The sequence below is a fragment of the Nocardia sp. CA-290969 genome (genome assembly GCF_050936135.1).
In the GTDB taxonomy this organism is placed as follows: domain Bacteria; phylum Actinomycetota; class Actinomycetes; order Mycobacteriales; family Mycobacteriaceae; genus Nocardia.
This window is the reverse complement of record NZ_JBNJNJ010000001.1, coordinates 4,499,474-4,516,635: the sequence shown is the minus strand read 5'-3', so window position 1 is coordinate 4,516,635 and position 17,162 is coordinate 4,499,474. Positions and strand designations below refer to the sequence as shown.

General features: G+C 68.9%; 14 protein-coding genes. All 14 read left to right on the top strand.

What is annotated here, in order from left to right; genetic code table 11:
- Positions 1-31: 31 nt before the first annotated feature.
- The 14 genes from murD to ACQEVO_RS20470 all read left to right on the top strand — a co-directional run bounded on the left by murD (position 32) and on the right by ACQEVO_RS20470 (position 16,887).
- Positions 32-1,498: a UDP-N-acetylmuramoyl-L-alanine--D-glutamate ligase gene (gene murD / locus ACQEVO_RS20535; RefSeq protein WP_432922873.1), complete on the top strand. Its 1,467-nt coding sequence runs from the start codon at positions 32-34 to the stop codon at positions 1,496-1,498.
- Positions 1,495-2,922, top strand: a complete 1,428-nt coding sequence (gene ftsW, locus ACQEVO_RS20530) for a putative lipid II flippase FtsW (protein ID WP_432915573.1) — start codon at positions 1,495-1,497, stop codon at positions 2,920-2,922. The genes murD and ftsW overlap by 4 nt, the downstream gene beginning before the upstream one ends.
- Positions 2,919-4,058, top strand: coding sequence for an undecaprenyldiphospho-muramoylpentapeptide beta-N-acetylglucosaminyltransferase (gene murG, locus ACQEVO_RS20525; RefSeq protein WP_432915571.1), 1,140 nt, complete (start codon positions 2,919-2,921; stop codon positions 4,056-4,058). Before ftsW ends, murG begins: the two co-directional genes overlap by 4 nt.
- Positions 4,059-4,126: 68 nt before the next feature.
- A complete protein-coding gene (gene murC, locus ACQEVO_RS20520) occupies positions 4,127-5,566 on the top strand; it encodes a UDP-N-acetylmuramate--L-alanine ligase (protein WP_280398447.1) in 1,440 nt (479 codons plus the stop codon).
- A gap of 6 nt (positions 5,567-5,572) precedes the next feature.
- A complete protein-coding gene (locus ACQEVO_RS20515) occupies positions 5,573-6,265 on the top strand; it encodes a cell division protein FtsQ/DivIB (protein WP_432915569.1) in 693 nt (230 codons plus the stop codon).
- A 385-nt stretch (positions 6,266-6,650) separates the two neighbouring features.
- Positions 6,651-7,946, top strand: coding sequence for a cell division protein FtsZ (gene ftsZ, locus ACQEVO_RS20510; protein ID WP_432915567.1), 1,296 nt, complete (start codon positions 6,651-6,653; stop codon positions 7,944-7,946).
- Between the two features lie 70 nt (positions 7,947-8,016).
- Entirely contained in the window at positions 8,017-8,745 is a 729-nt protein-coding gene (pgeF, locus tag ACQEVO_RS20505) for a peptidoglycan editing factor PgeF (protein WP_432915565.1), read from the top strand.
- Positions 8,746-9,049: 304 nt separating this feature from the next.
- Positions 9,050-9,751 carry a YggS family pyridoxal phosphate-dependent enzyme gene (locus tag ACQEVO_RS20500; protein ID WP_432922868.1) on the top strand — a complete coding sequence of 234 codons (702 nt, stop codon included), beginning with the start codon at positions 9,050-9,052 and terminating at the stop codon, positions 9,749-9,751.
- Between the two features lie 107 nt (positions 9,752-9,858).
- Positions 9,859-10,635 carry a cell division protein SepF gene (locus tag ACQEVO_RS20495; protein WP_432915563.1) on the top strand — a complete coding sequence of 259 codons (777 nt, stop codon included), beginning with the start codon at positions 9,859-9,861 and terminating at the stop codon, positions 10,633-10,635.
- Between the two features lie 92 nt (positions 10,636-10,727).
- Positions 10,728-11,030 carry a YggT family protein gene (locus tag ACQEVO_RS20490; protein ID WP_280398432.1) on the top strand — a complete coding sequence of 101 codons (303 nt, stop codon included), beginning with the start codon at positions 10,728-10,730 and terminating at the stop codon, positions 11,028-11,030.
- Positions 11,031-11,093: 63 nt separating this feature from the next.
- The gene (gene wag31, locus ACQEVO_RS20485) at positions 11,094-11,936 is read left to right on the top strand and encodes a DivIVA-like cell division protein Wag31 (protein WP_432915561.1); all 843 of its coding nucleotides are present in this window, start codon (positions 11,094-11,096) and stop codon (positions 11,934-11,936) included.
- Positions 11,937-11,992: 56 nt separating this feature from the next.
- Positions 11,993-12,190 carry a hypothetical protein gene (locus ACQEVO_RS20480; protein WP_280398430.1) on the top strand — a complete coding sequence of 66 codons (198 nt, stop codon included), beginning with the start codon at positions 11,993-11,995 and terminating at the stop codon, positions 12,188-12,190.
- Positions 12,191-12,546: 356 nt separating this feature from the next.
- Positions 12,547-15,702, top strand: coding sequence for an isoleucine--tRNA ligase (gene ileS / locus ACQEVO_RS20475; RefSeq protein WP_432915559.1), 3,156 nt, complete (start codon positions 12,547-12,549; stop codon positions 15,700-15,702).
- Positions 15,703-15,963: 261 nt separating this feature from the next.
- Positions 15,964-16,887, top strand: coding sequence for a hypothetical protein (locus tag ACQEVO_RS20470; protein WP_432915557.1), 924 nt, complete (start codon positions 15,964-15,966; stop codon positions 16,885-16,887).
- Positions 16,888-17,162: the final 275 nt, after the last annotated feature.

The following is a 17,162-nucleotide window of genomic DNA, read 5'->3' as shown; positions in this document are numbered from 1 at the left end:
CGCACCGCGGGCCCTGCGTTCACCGGGGCCGATGCTGGAATTCCTGCGCGGCCGGGAGGTACTGGTCGCCGGGTGGGGCGTTTCGGGCCGTTCGCTGATCGCGCCGCTGCGCGATATCGGCGCCCGGCCGGTGGTCACCGACAACGGGGCCCGCGCCCTGGCCGAAGCGGCCGAACTGGGCCTCGATATCGCCCCCGCGCCGGAATTGGAGAACACCGACTGGTCGCGCTTCGCGCTGGTGATCACCAGCCCGGGCTGGCGTCCGGATTCGCCCGTACTGGCTTCGGCGGTGTCCGAGGGCATCCCGGTCTGGGGTGATGTGGAATTCGCCTGGTGGGTCGATCAGGCCCGGATCTACGGTCCGGTCCGCAAATGGCTGGTGATCACCGGCACCAACGGTAAAACCACCACCACGCAGATGACCCACTCCATTCTGCGCGCCGCCGGGATTCCCAGCGTGGCCTGCGGGAATATCGGCCTGCCCATTCTCGACGCGCTGCGCCGCAACCCCGGCCCGCAGGTACTGGCCGTGGAACTGTCCTCGTTCCAGCTGCACTGGGCGCCCTCGGTGCGCCCGGAGGCCGGGGTGGTGCTCAACGTCGCCGAGGATCATCTGGATTGGCACGGCGGGCTCGACGCCTACGCCGCGGCCAAGGCCCGCGCGCTACTGGGCCGGGTCGGGATCGTCGGGCTCGACGACCGGATCGCCGCGGGGCTGGCCCGCCGTTCGAAGGCCAAGCGCACCATCGGTTTCCGGATCGGCGTGCCCGCCGACGGCGAACTGGGTGTGGTCGACGGAAAACTGCTGGACCGGGCGTTCACCAAGGCGGCGATCCTGGCCGAGTCCAAGGAGATCAGCCCGCCCGGCCCGGCCGGCGTCGCCGACGCCCTCGCCGCGGCCGCGCTGACCCGGGCGATCGATGTGGCGCCGCAGTTCGTCCGCGAAGGGCTGGTGGCGCACAAGGTCGGGCCGCACCGGTCGGCGCTGGTCCGCGAACTGGGCGGCGTCGATTTCATCGACGATTCCAAGGCCACCAACCCGCATGCCGCGCGGTCGTCGATCCTGGCGCATCAGCAGGTGGTCTGGCTGGCGGGTGGCCAGCTCAAGGGCGCCGGTGTCGAGGATCTGGTGGAAGAGGTGGCCGAGCGGCTGGTCGCGGTGGTGCTGTTCGGGCAGGATGCCCCGGCGATCGCGGCCGCGCTGGCGCGACACGCGCCGGAAGTCCCCGTGCTGGAGCTCGATACGCGAGACGATTCCGGCATGGGTCAGGCCCTGATGAACGAAGCGATCACCGGCACGCCGGATACCGATATCGCCGATGCGGTCATGGTCCGCGCCGTGCGGGAAGCGGCGGCGTTCGCCGGGCCCGGCGATACGGTGCTGCTGGCACCGGCCGCGGCCTCGTTCGACATGTTCACCGATTACACCCACCGCGGCCGCAGTTTCGCGGCCGCGGTCGGGGACCTGAAGGACGAGGACCTCGGGCGGCGGTTATGAGACCGCGCGGTACGCGACAGCTGCAGGCCGGCCGGTTCGGCGCCTGGCTGGCGCGGCCGCTGGCCTCGTTCCACCTGGTGGTCACCATCGCGACCCTGCTCACCGTGCTCGGCCTGGTGATGGTGTTGTCGGCGTCGAGCGTGGAATCCTATGCCGACGGTGGGTCGGCGTATTCGCTGTTCGTCCAGCAGGCGATGTACGCGCTGGTGGGTGCGGTGCTGTTCTATCTGGCGCTGCGGATCCCGCTGCGCTGGCTGCGGCAGGCCTCGTTCCCGCTGTTCGCGGTGTCGGTGCTGCTGCTGGTCCTGGTGCTGATCCCGGGGATCGGCAGCACGGTCAACGGTGCGCGGCGCTGGATCGACCTGGGCTTGTTCTCGATCCAGCCGTCCGAGTTCGTCAAGGTGACGTTCGTGGTCTGGGGCGCCCACCTGCTGGTGTCGCGGCGGGCCGCCGCGCGGGCGGCCAACGACCCCGGCGGGCTGAAGAATCTGCTGGTGCCGCTGGTTCCCGCCGGTCTGCTGGTCTGCCTGCTGATCGTGTTGCAGCCGAACCTGTCCACCACCATCGCGCTGGGGATCGTGCTGCTGGCGCTGCTGTGGTTCGGCGGGCTGCCGCTGCGGCTGTTCCTCGCGATTCTCGCCTCCGGCGCGATCGCCGCGCTGGTGCTGGCGCTTTCGGCCGGATACCGCTCCGACCGGATGCGCGCCTTCTTCAACCCCGGCGACGATCCGCAGGGCATCAACTACCAGGCCCGGCAGGCGATGTACTCGCTCGCCGACGGCGGGCTGTGGGGTCGCGGGCTGGGCCAGAGCCGGGCCAAATGGAGCTACCTGCCCAACTCACACAACGATTTCATCTTCGCGATCATCGGGGAGGAACTCGGCTTCCTCGGCTGCGCGCTGGTGCTCGGGTTGTTCGCGCTGTTCGTCTACACCGGGCTGCGGATCGCCGCGCGTTCGGTGGACCCCTTCCTGCGGCTGCTCACCGCCACCGCCACCACCTGGATCACCGGGCAGGCACTGATCAACATCGGTTACGTGGTCGGGCTGCTGCCGGTCACCGGACTGCAGTTGCCGCTGGTCTCGGCCGGTGGTTCGTCGCTGGCGCTGACCCTGCTGATGTTCGGCATCATCGCCAACGCGGCCCGGCACGAACCCGAGGCCGTCGCGGCCCTGCACGCCGGGCAGGACGGCCGGGTCAGCCGGCTGCTGCGGCTGCCCAAACCGGAGATCTACCATCCACCCCGGTCCCGGCCGGGCGCGGCCGCCGGTAAACCGCAGCCGCGCGACCGCCCCCGCGAGCCCGACCCGCCGCGTACCCGTACCCGCGCCAACAGCCGGGGTACCGATACGCTGCGGGCGACCCGGGCCTGGGAACCCAGCTATTCGGTGACACACGGACGAGAACGGGGAAAGTACAGGTGAGCGCACCTCAGTCCGCCTATGAGGAACCACGTGCGGACGGGCTGTCGGTGATCGTCGCCGGCGGCGGCACCGCGGGACATATCGAACCGGCCCTGGCCGTGGCCGATGCGGTGCGCCGGTTGGCGCCCGGGACCCGGGTGACCGCGCTGGGCACACAGCGGGGCCTGGAGACCACCTTGGTGCCCGAGCGCGGGTACCCGCTCGAACTGATCCCGCCGGTACCGCTGCCGCGGAAACCGAGCGCGGATCTACTGCGGCTGCCGGGCCGGGTCCGGGCCTCGGTGGCGCGTACCCGCGAGATCATCGACGCCGTCGGCGCCGATGTGATCGTCGGGTTCGGTGGCTACGTCGCGCTGCCCGCCTATCTGGCGGCCGGATCGGGGCTGCTGGGGCGCCGCCGCGCGGTGCCGGTGGTGGTGCACGAGGCGAACGCCAAGGCGGGGATCGCGAACAAGGTCGGTGCCCGGCGCGCCGCCCGGGTGCTCGCGGCGGTCCCGGATTCGGGTCTCGCGGCGGAAGTCGTCGGAATCCCGGTGCGGGCGGCGATCACCGAACTGGACCGGGCCGGGCTGCGGGCGCGGGCCCGCGAACATTTCGGGCTGCCCGCCGAGGGGCCGGTGCTCCTGGTGTTCGGCGGCTCGCAGGGTGCGCGGTCGATCAACGAGGCGATCTCCGGTGCCGCGCCACAGCTGGCCGCGGCCGGGATCTCGGTACTGCACGCGCACGGGCCGAAGAACACCCTCGAGGTGGAATCCGCCGACCCGCGCGCGCCCTATGTCGCGGTTCCCTATCTTTCCCGGATGGATCTGGCCTACGCGGCCGCCGACGCGGTGGTCTGCCGCAGCGGTGCGATGACCGTCGCCGAGGTCTCGGCGGTGGGGCTGCCCGCGGTGTACGTGCCGCTGCCGCACGGAAACGGCGAACAGGAACTCAATGCGCGACCCGTTGTCGCCGCCGGTGGTGGCAGAATCGTCGGTGACCCCGAACTGTCCCCGAAATATGTGATCGACGAGGTGATACCGCTGCTCACGGATCCTGCACGTATTGCGGAGATGGGCCGTGCCGCCGCCGGCGCCGGCCACCGCGACGCCGCCGACGAGGTCGCGCGGATCGTGCTGCGGGTGGCGGGCCGGTGAGCGAGGACCAGCTGACCTCGGTCCCCGCCGGGCCCGGCGCGCTGCCGCCGGAGCTGAGCCGGGTGCATATGGTCGGGATCGGCGGTGCCGGGATGTCGGGTATCGCCCGGATCCTGTTGTCGCGGGGCGGCGCCGTCTCCGGTTCCGATGCCAAGGAGAGCCGCGGGGTGCTGGCGCTGCGGGCGCGCGGCGCGCAGGTGCGGATCGGGCACGACGCCGGTGCGCTGGATCTGCTGCCCGGCGGCCCCACCGTCGTGGTGACGACCTATGCCGCAATCCCGAAGACCAATCCCGAACTGGTCGAGGCCCGGCGCCGCGATATCCCGGTCCTGCTGCGGCCGGCGGTGCTCGCCGCCCTGATGAGCGGCCACCGCACCCTGCTGGTCTCGGGCACACACGGTAAGACCTCCACCACCTCCATGCTCATCGTCTCGCTGCAGCACTGCGGGCTGGACCCGTCGTTCGCGGTGGGCGGTGAACTCAACGAGGCAGGCACCAACGCCCATCACGGCAGCGGCGACACCTTCGTCGCGGAGGCCGACGAAAGCGACGGCTCCCTGCTGCAATACGACCCGGACGTCGCCGTGGTCACCAATATCGAATCCGACCATCTCGATTTCTTCGGCTCCGACGACGCCTATGTGCAGGTGTTCGACGATTTCACCGACCGCCTCGGCACCGGCGGCCTGCTGGTGGTGTGCTTGGACGATCCGGGCGCCCGGGCGCTCGCCGAACGCACCGGGAAGCGGCTGGCCGAGCGCGGGGTCCGGGTCCTCGGTTACGGCTCCGGCGAACTGGCCGACGCACCGATCCCGGTCGGGGTCCGGCTGCACAGCTGGGAGCCGCGCGATGTCGGCGGTATCGCCCAGTTCCAGCTCACCGGTGAAGCCGCGCCGCGCACCCTGCGGCTGTCGGTCCCGGGCCGGCATATGGCGTTGAACGCACTGGCCGCGCTGCTGGCGGCGCAGGCCGCGGGCGCCGAAACCGACGAGATCATCCAGGGGCTGGAGGGTTTCGGCGGGGTGCACCGCCGGTTCCAGTTCGTGGGCCGGGAGAACGGGGTGCGCGTTTTCGACGATTACGCCCACCATCCCACCGAGGTCCGCGCCGTGCTGGGGGCCGCCGCCGAATTGGTCGAACAGGAGGCCCGCGACGGCGCCCGGTCGCGCCGGGGCCGGGTGATCGTGGTCTTCCAACCGCATCTCTACAGCCGCACCGCGACTTTTGCCGCCGAATTCGGCGCCGCCCTGGACCTGGCCGACGAAGTGGTGGTGCTCGATGTGTACGGGGCGCGCGAGGAACCGCTGCCCGGGGTCAACGGCGCCTTGGTGGCCCAGGCGGTCGGCAAACCCGTGCACTATCAGCCGGATATGTCGCGAGTGGGCCGGCAGGTCGCCGGTCTGGCACAGCCCGGCGATGTGGTGATCACGATGGGCGCCGGGGATGTGACCATGCTCGGCAGCCAGATCCTGGACGGACTACGCGCGCGTCCGCAGTACGGGCGGTGACGCGGGGTGCGGTCCGGAACGCGGCGATTCGGGGTGGGCGGGTTACGGCGTTTCCGGTTGTGGGCGGTGCTCGCGGTGGCGCTGGTGACCGTGCTGGCCGGGCTGGCCTGGTTCTCCCCGGTGCTGTCGGTGCGCGAGGTGCGGATCGAGGGGGCCGGCGCGATTCCGGAGGACCGGATCCGCGAATTGCTGCAGATCCCCGACCAGGGATCGATCCTGCGGCTCGATACCGCCGCGATGGCGCAGCGGGTGGCGAGCATTCCGAAGGTGCGCAGTGCGAAAGTGCAGCGGGTGCTGCCGTCGACGGTGCGGGTGCGAGTCGAGCCGCGAACGGCGGTGCTGTACTACGACACTCCCGAGGGCGCGCATCTGCTGGATGCCGACGGGATCGAATACGCCGTCGAGCCGGCGCCGATCGGGGTCCCGAAGTTGCTGACCGAGCGCCCGGGGACCGCGGATCCGCTCACCCGGTCGGCGATCGCCGTGGTGCGTGTGCTGCCACCGCAATTGGCGGTGCAGGTGGATACGGTGCGCGCGGACAGCGTCTCGGATGTTTCGCTGACACTGCGCGACGGTCGCACGGTACTGTGGGGCAGCAGCGAGGACGGCGAACGCAAATCGGCGGTGGTGCTGCCATTGCTGACGCGTCCGGGAACCGTGTTCGACGTCTCGAGTCCCAGTCTGGTCACGGTAAAATGAACTCCAGCAATCCTGTTCGGTCCGATCCTGTCCGGTTCGCCGTGCCGCGGCGCCCCCGGGCGATCCCGTGGCGGTTACCCGGTGCGGGTGCCGGTGGCGTCCCACGATGTGGGCGCAGGCCGGACGGTAACCGTTCACGATATGACGGAAGCCGTCCGGATTGTGGCGAGTTCGCCGAAGAATCTGCTGCTCGTCTCGGCGCGCCTGCGGGCGGATCGCGACGGCGGCGAATAGCGTTCGGCACCAGTCGGATACTTGACATAACTCCAACCCTATGGTTGAGGTTCAGGGTTCGCCCGGATCAGGGGCCGCGGATTGTTATCACGCGGACCGGTAGCGGGTATCCGAAAACGACAGACTTTGGATCGAAGGAAGGCGAGAGCTCATGACGCCCCCGCACAACTACCTTGCCGTGATCAAGGTCGTCGGTATCGGCGGCGGCGGCGTGAACGCCGTCAACCGAATGATCGAGCAGGGTCTCAAGGGTGTCGAGTTCATCGCGGTGAACACCGACGCCCAGGCACTGCTGATGAGCGATGCCGACGTGAAGCTCGATGTCGGGCGGGAGCTCACCCGGGGACTCGGCGCCGGCGCCGACCCGGAGGTCGGCCGCAAGGCTGCCGAGGATCACAAGGACGAGATCGAAGAGGTGCTCAAGGGCGCCGATATGGTCTTCGTGACCGCGGGTGAGGGCGGCGGTACCGGTACCGGCGGCGCCCCGGTGGTCGCGAGTATCGCGCGCAAACTGGGTGCGCTGACCATCGGCGTGGTGACCCGGCCGTTCTCGTTCGAGGGCAAACGTCGCGGTAACCAGGCCGAGGTGGGTATCAACCTGCTGCGCGAATCCTGCGACACCCTCATCGTCATCCCCAATGATCGGCTGCTGCAGCTCGGCGATGCCGCGGTGAGCCTGATGGACGCCTTCCGCTCCGCCGACGAGGTGCTCCTCAACGGTGTGCAGGGCATCACCGACCTGATCACCACCCCGGGCCTGATCAACGTCGACTTCGCCGACGTCAAGAGCGTGATGTCGGGCGCCGGTAGCGCGCTGATGGGTATCGGCTCCTCACGCGGTGAGGGCCGGTCGGTCAAAGCGGCCGAGGCAGCCATCAATTCGCCGCTGCTGGAAGCGTCGATGGACGGCGCGCACGGAGTACTGCTCTCGATCGCCGGCGGTTCGGACCTGGGTCTGTTCGAGATCAACGAGGCCGCCTCGCTGGTGCAGGAAGCGGCCCATATCGAGGCCAACATCATCTTCGGTACGGTGATCGACGATTCGCTCGGCGACGAGGTGCGGGTCACCGTGATCGCCGCCGGATTCGACGGTGGCGGGCCCGCCCGGCGTACCTTCGAATCGGCGAGCAGCCGGGGGTCGCTCGGTTCCGGCCGTACCGCGGAGATCTCCGCGCAGTCCTCGCGCAACCCCGAACTCGGTCACTCCCGCCCCGCCGAACTCGGTGCGGGCCGGGGTCACTCGGAGGACCCGGCACCGCTCCGCTCGGCCGATTCCGGTTCGTCCGTCGCCCGCGGGCCGGCGCCGAGCTACCGCGATTCCGACCGGGGCCGGGCCCCGGTGGATCCGGGCCTGGGGCACAGCGGCCGGTCGCATATCCAGCCGCCCGCCCAGGAACTGCCCGATGACGACGACGACGTGGACGTTCCGGATTTCATGCGCCGCTGACCGAGGTGGCCGGTCCGATGAGTGCGGAACCGGCCCCGGCCGAGAGCCGCTGTCCTACTAGGCTCGAATCATGACTGCGGCACCGGTACTCACCGTTCGACGGGTAGTGACCACGCGCGCCGGGGGTTTCTCCGCGCCGCCCTACGACTCGTTCAACCTCGGCGATCACGTCGGCGACGATCCGGAAGCGGTGCGCCGCAACCGGGCCCGCCTCGCCGCCTCGCTCGGGTTGCCCGCCGATCACCTCATCTGGATGGACCAGATCCACGGCCGCACCGTGGCGACGGTCGACGGCCCGCGTACCGAACCGGTGCCGGGTACCGACGCGCTGGTGACCACCCGGCCGGGGCTGGCCCTGGTGGTGCTGACCGCCGATTGTGTGCCCATCCTGCTCTCCGACGATCGGGCCGGGGTGATCGCCGCGGTGCACGCGGGCCGGGTCGGGGCGCGGATCGGGATCGTGGGCCGGGTGCTGGACGCGATGATCGCCGCCGGTGCGCGGCCCGAGCGGATCGGCGCGCTGCTGGGGCCCGCGGCCAGCGGCCGGCAGTACGAGGTGCCCGCCGAAATGCGCGCCGATGTCGAAGCGCATCTGCCGGGCAGTGCCACGACCACCGTGCGGGGTACACCCGGGCTGGATCTGCGTGCCGGGATCCGGCGTCAGCTCACCGCGGCGGGGGTCGGCGCCATCGCCGAGGATCCGCGCTGCACGATCGAGGACGCGACCCTGTTCAGCCATCGTCGCGGCGCACCCACCGGCCGGCTGGGCAGCGTGATCTGGATGGAACCCGCCGCGTGAGGGTTCCGGTACCGCCCGGCGGGCTCCGGCGGCCGGCACCACGCGGATAACCACCGAACCGTCCGCACCGGCGGGCGGCGGCTTGCGGAAACCGAGTGCGGAGGAGGACATTCATGACGACAGCGTCACGGGTGCGCAGAGGCGGGGCCCGGTGAGCGGGGCGTCCGGCCGGTTCCCCGGATCCCTCCGGCCGGAATCCGCCGGATTTTCTTCCGGAGACGGAACGGCCGAGGCGCCCGGCGGTGCGGGCGCGGCTGTCCCGGACACCGCGCCGAGCGCCCCGGGAAACGCGACCCGGGCCGAGGTGCTGGCCCGCCGGCTCACCGGCCTGCTCGCGCGGATCGATGCTGCGTGCGTGGCTGCGGGCCGCGATCCGGGCGAGGTGCGCCTGCTGCCGGTGACGAAATATTTCCCGGCTTCCGATATCGCGGTGCTGCATCGTCTGGGCCGCCACGACTTCGGGGAGAACCGGCCGCAGGAGGCCGGCGCCAAAGCCGAGGAACTGAACGAATTGCGGCCACTGCGCTGGCATCTGATCGGCCGGTTGCAGCGGAACAAGGCGCGCCACGTCGCGCGGTGGGCCCACGCCGTCCATTCGGTGGACAGCGAACGCCTGGCGACCGCACTGGAGACCGCCACGGCGGCCGCGCTGGACGACGGCGTCCGGACGGCGCCGCTCGAGGTGCTGATCCAGGTGAGCCTGGACGCCGACCCAGGCCGCGGCGGCGTGGCACCCGCGGGTGTGCCCGCGCTGGCCGACCGGATCGCGAAATCCGCGGAACTGCGATTAGCAGGGATTATGGCAATTCCGCCGTTGTCCGCCGACCCGGACGCGCAATTCGCGCGCCTGGCCCGCCTGCACGCCCGCCTGCGCGCCGATCACCCTGCGGCCACGGAACTGTCCGCCGGAATGTCCAACGATCTTGAAAGGGCTATTGCCCATGGATCGACATGTGTGCGTGTCGGTACCGCCCTCATGGGCGAGCGACCGATAACCTCGGCGTAGCAAACAAACCTCATCAGTCACATTCGACACATATGCTGGGACACGACGAGGGCTGAGCAAGACTTCAACACCCGGCCGCCACCGGGGCCGAAGGAAGGTCGACCAGAATGAGCACGCTGCACAAGTTCAAGGCGTACTTCGGCATGGTTCCGCTCGAGGATTACGAAGACGACTACGTCGACGATCGCACCCCCCGCGGGGTCGAGGATCGCGGCGCGCGCCGGCCGCGTGACTACTCCGCCCGCGCTCCCCGCGAGTACGACGATCGTCCGGACTACGACCGGTACGCCGAGGACCGCTACGACGGTCCCGACTACCGCGATGCCCCGTACAAGTCGTCCTACCAGCCCAGCTACCCGCCGCCCCGGCGCGACGACTACCCGGGCGACGCCTACGCCGACGATTACGAGGGCCCGCGCCGCCCCACTCGGATCGACGCCGCCGCTTCCGGCCGGTATCGTCCGGGCGGCGGTGCCTCCCTGCGCGGCGCGACCAGGGGAGCGCTGGCAGTCGATCCCGACGCCGAGGAGCGACGGCTGGCCGAACGGGTCCGCCCCGAACCGGCCGCCGCCCGCCGTCCCGCGATCTTCGAGGACGGAGGTCCCTTGTCCAAGATCACCACGCTGCGCCCGCGTGACTACAGCGAGGCCGCGATCATCGGCGAACGATTCCGGGAGGGCAACCCGGTGATCATGGACCTGGTCGACCTGAGCAACGCCGACGCCAAACGCCTGGTCGATTTCGCCGCCGGACTGGCCTTCGCCCTGCGCGGCTCGTTCGACAAGGTCGCCACCAAGGTGTTCCTGCTCTCCCCGGCCGATGTCGACGTATCGGCCGAGGAACGGCGCCGGATCGCCGAAACCGGCTTCTACAACCAGAAATAACGTACGCCGCGCCCGGGCCGGGCGCGGCGCTACCGGAACCGGAATCGGCGCGGGCATTTTGCACCGCGCCGATTTTGCGGCAGAGTGAGATCGTGGCCTTGTTCGCGGTGCTGTACTTCGTACTGTTCATCTTCTGGCTGTTGCTCATCAGCCGGGTGATCGTCGAGTTCATCCGTAGTTTCGCCCGCGACTGGCGTCCCACCGGGGTGGTCGTGGTGATCCTCGAGGTGATCTTCACGATCACCGATCCCCCCGTGAAGCTGCTCCGGCGGCTGATACCGCCGATCTCACTGGGCGGAATTCGACTGGATCTGTCGATTATGGTCCTGCTGTTCCTGGTGTTCATCCTGATGTCGGTCGTCAGCAGCCTCGGCGGGTCGGTAACTCCGGTGTGACAGAATGGTCCGAGAAGACTTGCCAGAGCCGCTAGATCTGACAACGCGCGAAGGGATCCTTCCATGCCGCTGACCCCAGCCGATGTGCACAACGTCGCGTTCAGCAAACCGCCTATCGGCAAACGCGGCTACAACGAGGACGAAGTCGACGCCTTCCTGGATCTGGTCGAACAGGAACTTTCCCGGCTGATCGAGGAGAACGCGGACCTTCGCCAGCGGGTTGCCGAACTCGACGCGGAACTGGCCGATGCCAAGAGCAGCCGCGGTCCGGCGGGCTCCCTGGGCAAGCCGGTGCAACAGGCACCGCCGCCCGAACCCATCAAACCGCCGGTCCAGGCACCGCCCTCGGCACCCATCCCGGTGGTACCGGCGGCGCCCGCCCCGGCCGATGCCGGTGCCGACGCGAATATGCAGGCCGCGAAGGTGCTGAGCCTGGCGCAGGAGATGGCCGACCGGCTCACCAGCGACGCCAAGAGCGAAGCCGAGAATTTGCTGGCCAACGCGCGGGCCAATTCCGAGCGCCTGGTCAACGATGCGCGGGCCCGGTCGGAGGAGATGATCGCCGACGCCCGGCACAAATCCGAATCCATGCTCTCCGACGCGCAGACCAGGTCGGACAGCCAGCTGCGCCAGGCCAAGGAGAAGGCCGACGCACTGCAGGCCGACGCCGAGCGCAAGCACACCGAGATCATGGGCACCATCACCCAGCAGCGCAATGTCCTCGAGAGCCGGATCCAGACCCTCAAAACCTTCGAACGCGAGTATCGGGTGCGGTTGAAATCGTATCTGGAATCGCAGCTCGAAGAGCTGGAGAACCGTGGGTCGGCCGTACCGGTGGACGAAGGTGACAGCTTCGATACCGGGGCCAACCAGCTTGCTCCCGCCTCGTTCGGCAAGGGCGAGTAAGCGCTCGATACCGCTGGGCGCGTACGGGCACCCGGCCTGCTGTCCTGGGGGTCATCATGCTTGTCTTGACACTGGCGCTCGCCGCTATCGGCCTGGTGCTGTTGATCCTGTCCTTGACCACCGGGTCGGTGGTCTGGGCGTGGGGCTGCATCGTGGTGTGCGGACTGGGCGCTGTGGTGTTGCTGGTGAGTGCGCTGTCGATGCGCGCGCCCGATGAGGAATTGCCGCCGCGGGACCAGCACGCGAAACGCTGACGAGAACTGCTACGAGCGAGAACCGAACTGTCCTTCCGTGGTGCGCGGGCGGCGGGCGCTGTATAAGTGGTTGACCGTCACGGTTAGAATCAAACCTGTAAGTCGGCGACGATCCGGCCATCACCGGGGAGCTTTCGGAAGAACGGCGCGGCGCAGCAAGTTTTCCCAGGCTGCGGGTGCTCAGTAGAACCGAACGGGTGAGCCCGTCACAGCTCGTAACGAGAGGTCCGCCCGGCCCGCCGGCCGGTGGACAAGCGGGGTGGTACCGCGGTACCGGCGCACCGATTGTGCCGGTTGTCGTCCCCGTGCCGTACACACAGCGCTCCGGCGCCGGCACGAGGAGACGTGAATCCGCGATGGCGGACGAGAATTCCAGTAGCAGCGCCTATCCCCGCGTCGATCTCGGCGGCGGATCCGGTACGAGCTTCCCCGAGTTGGAGCGGGCGGTCCTGGATGCCTGGGCTGCCGACGGAACCTTCCGCGCGAGCATCGAGCAGCGCACCGCCGGGGCCGAGGGGGCCGCCGGGGAGTTCGTCTTCTACGACGGCCCGCCGTTTGCCAACGGTCTGCCGCACTACGGGCATCTGCTCACCGGATACGTCAAAGATGTCATCCCCCGTTTCCAGACCATGCTCGGCAAGCGGGTCGACCGGCGATTCGGCTGGGACTGTCACGGGCTCCCCGCGGAAATAGAAGCCGAGAAGCAGCTCGGTATCACGGACAAATCACAGATCGACTCGATGGGTCTCGCGGAATTCAATGCCGCGTGCAGGAATTCGGTACTTCGCTATACCGGCGAATGGCGCGATTATGTGACCCGCCAGGCCCGCTGGGTGGACTTCGACAACGATTACAAAACCCTCGATCTCGACTTCATGGAGTCGGTGATGTGGGCATTCAAATCGCTGTACGAGAAGGGCCTCATCTACCAGGGCTTCCGGGTGCTGCCCTACAGCTGGTACGAGCAGACACCGCTGTCGAACCAGGAGACCCGGCTCGACGACGCCTACAAGATGCGCCAGGATCCTGCCGTCACCGTCGATATGGTGCTGCGGGTACCGGCCGAGCATCCGTTGCGCGATCTCGACGGCGTGGCGGCGCTGATCTGGACCACCACCCCGTGGACCCTGCCGTCCAACCTGGCGATCGCCGTACATCCGGATGTGCGCTACGTCCAGGTGCGCGGCGCCGGCGACAAGCGCTACCTGCTGGCCGCCGAACGGCTCGGCCACTACGCCCGGGAACTCGGCGAGGAACCGGTGGTGCTCGGCGAGTACGACGGTGCCGCGCTGGTGGGGCTGGAGTACCAGCCGCCGTTCGATTTCTTCGTCGGCCATCCGCGGGCGCACCGCGTGCTGTCGGCCGACTACGTCGCCACCGATTCCGGTACCGGCCTGGTGCATCTGGCGCCGGCGTTCGGTGAAGAGGATATGGAGGTGTGCAGCGCCAACGGGATCGAGCTGGTGCAGCCGCTCGACCCGGGCGGCAAGTTCACCTCGATGGTGCCCCCGTACGAGGGGCTGATGGTCTTCGACGCCAACCCGGTGATCATCAAGGATCTGAAGGCCGCCGGGAAACTGTTGCGGCACGAGACCATCGAGCACTCCTACCCGCACAGCTGGCGGTCGGGCCAGCCGCTGATCTATATGGCGGTGCCGTCCTGGTTCGTGGCGGTGACCGAGTTCCGCAACCGGATGGTGGAGCTGAACAAGCAGGTCAACTGGGTGCCGGAGCATATCCGCGATGGCCAGTTCGGGAAATGGCTCGAAGGTGCCCGCGACTGGAACATCAGCCGCAACCGGTACTGGGGCAGCCCGATCCCGGTCTGGACCTCCGACGATCCCGCCTACCCCCGCATCGACGTCTACGGTTCGCTCGACGAACTCGAACGCGATTTCGGGGTCCGGCCCACGGATCTGCACCGGCCGATGATCGACGAGCTGACCCGGCCCAATCCCGACGATCCGACCGGCCGCTCCACCATGCGCCGGGTACCGGAAGTACTGGACTGCTGGTTCGAATCGGGTTCTATGCCGTTCGCGCAGGTGCACTACCCGTTCGAGAACAAGGACTGGTTCGACACCCATTTCCCCGGCGATTTCATCGTCGAGTACAACGGGCAGACGCGCGGCTGGTTCTACACCCTGCATGTGCTGGCCACCGCGCTGTTCGACAGTCCCGCGTTCTCGAACGTGGTCGCGCACGGCATCGTGCTGGGCGACGACGGCCTGAAGATGAGCAAGTCCAAGGGCAACTACCCGGATGTCAACGAGGTGTTCGAGCGCGACGGCTCCGACGCCATGCGCTGGTTCCTGATGAGTTCGCCGGTGCTGCGCGGCGGGAACCTCATCGTGACCGAGCGCGGGATCCGGGAGGGCGCGAGCCATGCGCTGCGACCGCTGTGGAATGCGTGGACGTTCCTGCAGCTCTACGCGGGCGAACCCGGCGTATGGCGCACGGATTCGGCGAATGTGCTGGACCGTTACATCCTGGCGAAACTGGCGCAGACCCGCGACGGGATGACCGCGGCGCTGGAGGAGTTCGATATCGCGGGTGCCTGCGAGGAATTGCGGGCCTTCGCCGATGCGCTCACCAATTGGTATGTGCGGCGGTCGCGTTCGCGGTTCTGGGCCGAGGATCGCGACGGTGTCGACACTCTGCACACGGTGCTGGAGGTGGTGACCCGGTTGGCGGCTCCGCTGCTGCCCTTGGTCACCGAGGTCATCTGGCGGGGGCTCACCGGGCAGCGTTCGGTGCACCTGGCCGACTGGCCGGCGGCCGATACGCTGCCGCGGGACCCGGAACTGGTAGCGGCGATGGACGAGGCGCGCAGTGTCTGCTCGACGGTGCTGAGCCTGCGCAAGGCGCAGAAGCTGCGGGTCCGGCTGCCGCTGGCGGAGGTGACGATCGCCGCGTCCGACGCGGAACGCCTGGCACCGTACGCCGATATCATCGCCGACGAGGTGAACGTCAAGAAGGTCGACCTGACCACCGATATCGCCGCACACGGCCGGTTCGAACTGGCGGTCAACGCGCGTGCGGCCGGGCCGCGGCTGGGCAAGGACGTGCAGCGGGTGATCAAGGCCGTGAAGGCCGGTGACTGGTCGGAGGGTGCCGACGGTGTGGTCAGCGCGGCCGGAATCGAGCTGCTGCCCGAGGAATACACGCAGCGCCTGGTGGCGGCCGAACCGGAATCCACCGCGGCACTGCCCGGTAACGCCGGTCTGGTGGTGCTGAATTCGGTGGTCACCGAGGAACTGGAGGCCGAGGGCTGGGCCCGCGATCTCATCCGGGATCTGCAGGAGACCCGGAAGTCACTGGGGCTCGAGGTCTCCGACCGGATCACCGCGACACTGGAGGTCCCCGCCGACCGGCAGCAGTGGGCACAGGCGCACCGGGAGCTCATCGCCGGTGAGATCCTGGCCGTGGAACTGGAATTCGGGCCCGTGGGCCCGGAGGGTGCCGAGCTGACGGGGGGTTCGCGGGCTCGGATCGCCAAGGCCGGCCGGTAGTTCCCTACGGCCGGGGCCGCTTACCCGGTAAGCCGGATGCGGGCCGGTGTGCGTGCCGTTGCGACGGTGCGCACACCGGCCCGGCGCTCGGTTCCGAATCGGCGAGGCGCACCGGAGTGGCCGGGCGGCACCGGCTCTCGTCCGCGTCGTTCGCCGGGCCGGGACGGTACGCGCTGCGCGCTGCCGGCGGTCACGCCGGTACGCGGGCCCGCGCGGTTACGGCCATGACCGAGTGCGGGTGGCCCACTAGGGTAGGCACTTATGGCTTCGGACAATCCCGACGAGTGGTGGCAGCATGCACCCGAAGGGCAACAGAACAAGAACTCCCCTTCGGGGCAGTGGCAGCAGGGCAATCCGTCTCCGGGCGGGCAGCCGGGAACGCAGTGGGGGCACAGCGCGGGACAGCTTCCGCAGCCCACCCCGCAGCAGGGGGCATGGGAGGTGCCGCCGCTCGGACATACCGGCCCGCCGCGGAACAACAACACGACGCTGCTCGCGGTGCTGGCCGTGGTGGTGGTGCTGGTGCTGGCCGGTGTTGCCGGACTGGTGATCCTGCGGTCGGGGGGATCGCAGGAGAACGCCGCCGCGGCGCCGAGTTCGACCACGGCGACGACCAGCGCTGCCACCACTTCGGTCACCGCTACCACCAGCACGAGCGCCGCCGCGCCGGCGCCGGGCACACCCGCGCTGCGCGAGGGGCTGACGCCGGTCGTCTTGACGGGCCCCACTTTTCAGGACGGCGAAGACACGTACACCATGGCTTTCAAGGATTGGCCGTTCGCGTTCCGGACGCCGGGTTCGTGGGGGTGCATGAAGGGATCGATCGATACGATCCCGGACGCCAACGCCTGGGGCTGTGTCGACGAGGGGAATTCCAAGGCCGGGCAACGGGTCAACCTGATGGTTCGTAAATGCCCGACCACCTGCGACGCGGCGACGCGGAGCACGTTCGACGCGGACTGGTTCGACAAGGAGGGCGAGGCGCGGCAGTTCGACCCGAACACCTCGTATGTGGAGACGCCCACGAACGAGGACGGGAAGTACACCATCGATCTCAGCCGCTATTTCGCCGCGGAACCCGGTGGCGAACCGGTCTGGCAGGTGGGTGTCTTCGTGGAGTCCCCGCAGGCGACCAAGGATGCGGTGCTGAAGACGCTGAACGACATCCTCACCCAAACGCAATAAACATTTTTGTGATTCTCATCACACGCTGAATGTTTGCCAGGTTGCTTGTAGCTCACCCCTGGGCCGGGCACAATCATCGCGATACCGCTGCCGCAGAACCTTCCGAGCAGCGGGAACGGTGATCATTTCGTTCGGTTCTACCTGAGCGGAGTTGCGCCGGAGCGGATTCGCTCCGGCGTAACTCCGATGGTCCGCGGTAGCCAGCTCTCCGGCGGATGCCGCGAGTCAACCGGGACACCGCACGGTGCCCCGCGTATCGACCGGCAGAAGGGTGG